The organism is Saccharomonospora iraqiensis subsp. paurometabolica YIM 90007, assembly GCF_000231035.2.
Lineage (GTDB): Bacteria > Actinomycetota > Actinomycetes > Mycobacteriales > Pseudonocardiaceae > Saccharomonospora > Saccharomonospora paurometabolica.
Genome location: NZ_KI912258.1, coordinates 183,561 through 189,209, shown reverse-complemented (window position 1 = coordinate 189,209; position 5,649 = coordinate 183,561). Strand labels below are relative to the sequence as shown.

General features: G+C 74.0%; 6 protein-coding genes. 3 read left to right on the top strand and 3 right to left on the bottom strand.

All coding sequences use genetic code 11. From position 1 onward, the window contains the following. Positions 1-1,086 (top strand): 5-methyltetrahydropteroyltriglutamate--homocysteine S-methyltransferase (gene metE, locus SACPADRAFT_RS34180; RefSeq protein WP_040924631.1); only part of this gene is annotated, 1,086 nt, incomplete at its 5' end. Positions 1,087-1,200: 114 nt separating this feature from the next. Here the strand turns inward: metE and SACPADRAFT_RS0220160 are convergent. From SACPADRAFT_RS0220160 to SACPADRAFT_RS28930, 3 genes are all read right to left on the bottom strand, one after another. Beyond that, the gene (locus SACPADRAFT_RS0220160; RefSeq protein WP_198048360.1) at positions 1,201-1,701 is read right to left on the bottom strand and encodes an excalibur calcium-binding domain-containing protein; all 501 of its coding nucleotides are present in this window, start codon (positions 1,699-1,701) and stop codon (positions 1,201-1,203) included. A 198-nt stretch (positions 1,702-1,899) separates the two neighbouring features. Next, complete coding sequence (locus SACPADRAFT_RS30050) at positions 1,900-2,589, bottom strand: AMIN-like domain-containing (lipo)protein (protein ID WP_007026239.1); 690 nt, start codon at positions 2,587-2,589, stop codon at positions 1,900-1,902. Between the two features lie 137 nt (positions 2,590-2,726). Beyond that, on the bottom strand, positions 2,727-3,914 hold the full coding sequence (locus SACPADRAFT_RS28930; RefSeq protein ID WP_233357225.1) for a winged helix DNA-binding domain-containing protein: 1,188 nt from the start codon (positions 3,912-3,914) through the stop codon (positions 2,727-2,729). A gap of 100 nt (positions 3,915-4,014) precedes the next feature. Here SACPADRAFT_RS28930 and SACPADRAFT_RS0220145 point away from each other — a divergent pair, with 100 nt between their 5' ends. Beyond that, positions 4,015-4,524, top strand: a complete 510-nt coding sequence (locus tag SACPADRAFT_RS0220145; protein ID WP_007026237.1) for a hypothetical protein — start codon at positions 4,015-4,017, stop codon at positions 4,522-4,524. A gap of 49 nt (positions 4,525-4,573) precedes the next feature. Then, positions 4,574-5,649, top strand: a 1,076-nt coding sequence (locus SACPADRAFT_RS28925) for a serine/threonine-protein kinase (protein ID WP_007026236.1), incomplete at its 3' end; no start/stop codon positions are given.

The window sequence follows — 5,649 nt, the reverse complement described above, 5'->3', positions numbered from 1 at the left end:
CTGGGCCCGGCCGACACCCGCCGTGCCGACTACGCACGCCGCAGCGCCGCGCAGCGGGAGTCGCTGCGGCTGCCGCCGCTGCCCACCACCACGATCGGGTCGTTCCCGCAGACCACGGACGTGCGGCAGGCGCGGGCGGCCCTGCGCAAGGGAACCCTCGACGACGCCGAATACACCCGGCGGATGCGGGCCGAGATCGACCGGGTGCTCGCGCTGCAGGAGGAGCTCGGCCTGGACGTGCTGGTGCACGGCGAGCCGGAACGCAACGACATGGTGCAGTACTTCGCCGAGCACCTGGATGGGTTCGTCAGCACCGCGCACGGCTGGGTCCAGTCGTACGGGTCGCGGTGTGTGCGCCCGCCGATCCTGTACGGCGACGTCTCCCGGCCGGAGCCGATCACCGTCGGCTGGGCCGACTACGCCCAGCGCCGCACCGACCGGCCGGTGAAGGGGATGCTGACCGGGCCGGTGACCATCCTCGCGTGGTCGTTCGTGCGTGACGACCAATCACTGGCCGCCACCGCGCGGCAGGTGGCGCTGGCGATGCGGGACGAGGTGACCGATCTGGAGGCCGCCGGGCTGCGCGTGGTGCAGGTGGACGAGCCCGCCCTGCGGGAGTTGCTGCCGCTGCGGGCGGACGAACGCGCGGCGTACAAGGAGTGGGCCGTGGAGGCGTTCCGCCTGGCCACCTCCGGCGCCGCCGAGGCCACCCAGATCCACACCCACCTGTGCTACTCCGAGTTCGGCGACGTCATCGACGCGATCGTGGCGCTGGACGCCGACGTCACCAGCATCGAGGCCGCCCGTTCGCGGATGGAGGTGCTCGGCGACCTCAACGCGGTCGGCTTCGACCGGGGTGTGGGGCCGGGGGTGTACGACATCCACTCGCCCCGCGTGCCCGACCGGGCCGAGTTCGCCGACCTGCTGCGGGCGGCGCTGACGGCGGTGCCCGCCGACCGGCTGTGGGTCAACCCGGACTGCGGCCTCAAGACCCGCGACTACGCCGAGGTGGTGCCCGCGCTGGAGAACCTGGTCGCCGCCGCCACCGAGGTACGCGGCACCCGCGTCACCGTCCCGGCGGGCTGAGCACCGGGCCCGGGTGAGCACGGCCGGGTGAGCACAGCGCGGTGGGAGGGGCGACGGCCCGTGCCCGATGATCCGAGCGGATCGGCCGGGCACGGGCCACGGCGTAGGTCGTCGTCAGTTCACCCGGACGGTGCGCCGCACGACGACGGTGACGGCCGCCGCGGCACCCATGCCCGCGACACCGAGCAGCACCGGTACCGCCGCGGCACCGCCGCCCGCGGCGGAGCCGTCCCCGGTCTCGACACCACCGGCGGGCAGTTCACCCACCTGCCCGTCGGCGGTGTCCGCGGCCCCGGCGCCGCTGTCCGGCACGGCCGCGGGGTCCTGCGTGTCCTGCTCATCCGGCACGTCGGTGTCCCCCGGCGCAGGGGTGCCGTCGGTGCCGTCGTTGTCGATCAGCGCCTCGCAGGCGATGTTGTCGTCGTCGGCGTCGAGGCGGTGCCGATCGCCGGGGGCACTCTCGAACTCGGCCTGCGCCTCGGCGTGGCTGGAGAAGTCCGCGCAGTCGAGGTCGCCCGGTTGCGCGATCGCGCCCCCGGAGGCCCAGAGCATGCCGCCTGCCGCGATCGCGGCGGTGACGGTGGCTTTGCGGAGGTACATGGCGATGTCTCCCATCAACCGTTCTCTCGGACACGGGCCGCCCACACCAGCGTGTGAGCGGTCCGTCGAGAGGGTGATGACACCACCGCAACGGGCTAAGCGGCTTCCGGTCCAAACCCCTCCGAACGGGTGATGCACACCGTCGTTCCCGGCTGACCGGACCGGTCGACACGGCCCACGACCGCGCAGGCGACGGTCACGCGACCTCCGCCGTCAGGACGGTTCGTGGGCGACGTCGACGACGAGCTTGCTCACGCCCTCGTCCTCGCTATGCACGGTAAAGGCGCGGAAAGGTGCCTTCTCGTCCACGCCGACCGCGATCGTGGCCTGGCCCTCGAAGAAACCCGCGTAGCGGATCTCCCGCAGAGCCTCCCAGCCCGCGAGTTCGTCGGTCGGGTGCAGCACGTCGCCCACGTTGCCGAGCGCCGGGGGACCGTCCGGGAACCCCTCGATCGAGGACCGCACGACCACCCGGAGGGTCGCGTCTCCCTCGACCGGGTACTCCTTGCCCGAGCCGTCGGCCCGGACCACCGGCTCGTAGCGGACCAGACCGCCCGGTTCGTCCATCCCGCGCACGTCGAACACCACCCGGTCGAAGCACGGGTGCTGCCCGACCCGGGTGCGGAACAGCTCGTCACCCGACGAGCCGGACACCTCGTCGGGCCGTTCGTTCCACCCGTCCACCACGTCGCACGAGGCCGCCGATGGGGTCCGGTCGGCGGGCGAGACCGGCGCGGACGACGGGGCCGGGGGCTCCGTCGTCGCCGTCGTCGAGGACGGACCGCCGTCCGCGCTCGTCGTCGTCCCGTCCGGCGCGGGTGTGGCGTCCTCGGCGGTGTCACCACCGCACGCACCGACGGCGAGCAGCGCCACGGCCGCCGCCGTACCAGCGATCCTGCGCATGGTCCCCCCTTTTCTTGGTCGCGATCGGGGTGCCGACGTCCGCGACCGCACGGGCACACGCCCCGGACGCGGGAGGTCGGCTGCCCCGAGGGTGCAGCGGAACGGGCGGTTCGGGACAAGGGGTCGTTATCCGGGCGTTAGTCCGTCGCCCACCGCGAAGTAACCGGGCCGGTCCCTGGTGGGACGCGCGGTCGGTGCAGGGTCACGCCGTGTTCCCGGGCCTCCGGGGCGGCGAAGGTCGCCAGCCGGTGTGCCTCGTCGCGCACCTCGGCCTGCACCGTGTCGTCCACCCCGGCGAACAGCCGCACCACCACGGTCGCGGTGTCATCCGTGCGGTCGAGACCCCAGGTGCCGCGCACGAACCCGTCCACCAGCACGGTCGGGGAGTGCGCGGCTCCGTCGATCACCTTCGACCGGTACTCGTCCGGCAGCACGCGGGTCCGGTCGCGGTGGGCGAGCAGCAGGTTGTCGAACTCCGGCAGTAGCCGCACCGGCGCCGGGGTGTCCGGGTCCGGGCGGGGCGCGTCCGGCAGGTCGACGAGTTCGGTCCCGGCCTCGTCCCGAAGCACCCGCAGCCGCGGACGCATCGCGTCGACCACCTCCCCGAGGCGGGTCATCCCGGACCACGCGCCGATGTCGCGGACCGTGGCGGGGCCGAACGCCGCCAGGTGCGCGGTCACCAGCGCTTCCGGGTCCGGTTCGGGCGGTGGTTCGCCGAGCAGGTCCTCGGCCAGGGCCATCGGTGTGCGGCCGCCGCGCCGGCCCCGGAGACCCTCCGGCGGTGGGTGCACCATCGGGACGAGGTACTGCGCCGACCATGCCAACGCCGACGGTTCGTGGTCCGGCCACCGTCGCACCAGTTCCCGGCCGAGTTCGGGCCGGGTGAGCGTGCGCCCGCGGAGCGTCTCCCGCGTCCGGGCGGCGAGTTCGGCGAGGTCCACACCCGCGGTGCGGCGGCCGAACGCGCTGCGCTGCACCCGGTCGAGCACCGGCTGCAGCACGGGCCGCCACCGGGTGAAGTCCTCCGCGGTGACCAGGTGCTGGGTGTACCGGAGCAGGCAGCCGCGCACCACCCGCCGCTCGTGCAGCAACGTTTCGAGGTCACCGGGGCGGAACCCGTCGAGCCGGGCCCACAGGCCGAGGTAGGGCGGTTCGGTGTTCTGCGCGTTCAGCCCGGCGAGCCCGTGTACCGCGTCGGCCACGGGGAGGGCGTGGCGGCGCAGCAGCAGTTGGCGGGCCAACGTGGCCCTGTTCAGGGCGCGGCGGGTCAGCACCTCGCCGCCCGTCGCTCCCGTGCCCGGTCGATCCCGCACCGTCTCCCCCACGCCGACCACGTCCGTCCCCACTCCGTCCGGCCGGAGCCGACCGGACGGGAGCACTGTATCGCCGCCCACCGACAGGACCCGGACCTCTTAGAGTGCCCGGGTGGCCGATTATCTGCTCGTCATCGGGGACCGCGAGGCCCTCGGGTGGCTGCTCAGCGAGCAACGCATGGCGTTCCCGGACACCCGGCGCGCCGAGGTGCGCGCCCTGGCACCCGGGGACGGCCTGTTCCTCTACACCACCCGCGGGTGCTTCAAGAACCCGACCCGCGACCGCGGCCGGGTGATCGCCGAGGGCACCGCCGGCGAGGCCGTGCACACGCTGGACGAGCCGCCCGAGTTCGGCGGCCGCACCTACCCGGTGGGGTGCGCGGTCGAGTTCCGCACCGCGACGCCCTGGCCGGACGGGGTGGAGCTGGGCCCGCTGGTGGACCGGCTCACCGCCTTCGCCGGGGCGGAGCGCGCCTGGAGCATCCGGCTGCGCAGGCCGCTGCTCACGCTGCCCGGCGCGGACGCGGACCTGCTGCGCGGACGCCTCGCCGGGCTGGGTCCCCGGCCACTGCCCGAGGTGCTGCCCCACTACGCCCGCTGGTGGCGGGCGGGACAATGGTGAACGACTCCGGGCGGGACGCGGACGGTAACGGCGGTGACGGGGGAACGTGGTGAACGGTCGCAAGGTGATCCACGGGCGCTACGAGCTGGAACCACTCGCCCGCGGCGGGATGGGTGAGGTCTGGGTCGGCCACGACACCCGGCTCGACCGGGAGGTCGCCGTCAAGTTCGTGCGGTTCTCCGACGGGCTGCCGGAGGACGAGATCATGCGCCGGTTCGACCGGGAGGCCCGCATCACCGCCCGCCTCCGGCACCCCGGCGTGCCCGCCGTGTTCGACGTCGGCACCGAGGACCCCGACGACGGGTCCGGCCCCGGCAGGCCGTACCTGGTGATGGAGCGGGTGCGCGGGCTCAGCGTCGCCGACCTGGTCGACCAGCAGGAACGCCTGCCCGTCGGGTGGGCCGCCGCGGTCGCCGCGCAAACGTGTGCGGTGCTGGCCGTGGCGCACGAGGAGTCGCTGGTCCACCGGGACCTCAAGCCGAGCAACCTGATGGTCGAGCCGAGCGGCACCGTGAAGGTGCTGGACTTCGGGCTCGCCGTGGCGATGGCCGTGGCCGACGTCTCGCGGATCACGCGGTCGGGGCAGAGCATCGGCACACCCGCCTACATGGCACCCGAACAGGTGATGGCGGCGATCAGTGAGCCCCGCACCGACCTGTACGCGCTGGGCTGCACGATGTACGAGATGCTCACCGGCCGCCCGGTGTTCCGCGGAGCGACCTCGTACACCGTGATGAACAAGCAGGTCGACGAGCGGCCGCCGCCGGTGACCGACGAACGCCCGGACGTGCCCGCCGAGGTCGGGGCCGTGCTGGAACACCTGCTGGAGAAGGAGCCGGAGAACCGGCCCGGCTCGGCGCGGGAGGTCTACGACCGGTTGCTGCCGTTCGCCACCGACCTCACGTACCTGCCGGGGGTGGTGAACCCGCCGACCGTGCCCAGTCCGGTGCGGATGTACGCCCACGTGCTCACCCGCGCCTTCCAGGCTCCCCACCCCGGCACACCGCCCACCGGCGACGACGCCGGAGGGCCGGGCAGCGGTTCGCGCCCGGACGCCGACGGGGACACCGGAGGAACCGACGGCACCGAAGCTGCCGGGGGCGCCGCCCCGCACCACGACGGGGG

Excerpts from the sequence above, each read along its gene's own strand:
- SACPADRAFT_RS0220160 (WP_198048360.1), bottom strand. The coding sequence starts at position 1,701 with ATGGGAGACATCGCCATGTACCTCCGCAAAGCCACCGTCACCGCCGCG.
- SACPADRAFT_RS30050 (WP_007026239.1), bottom strand. The coding sequence starts at position 2,589 with ATGCGCAGGATCGCTGGTACGGCGGCGGCCGTGGCGCTGCTCGCCGTC.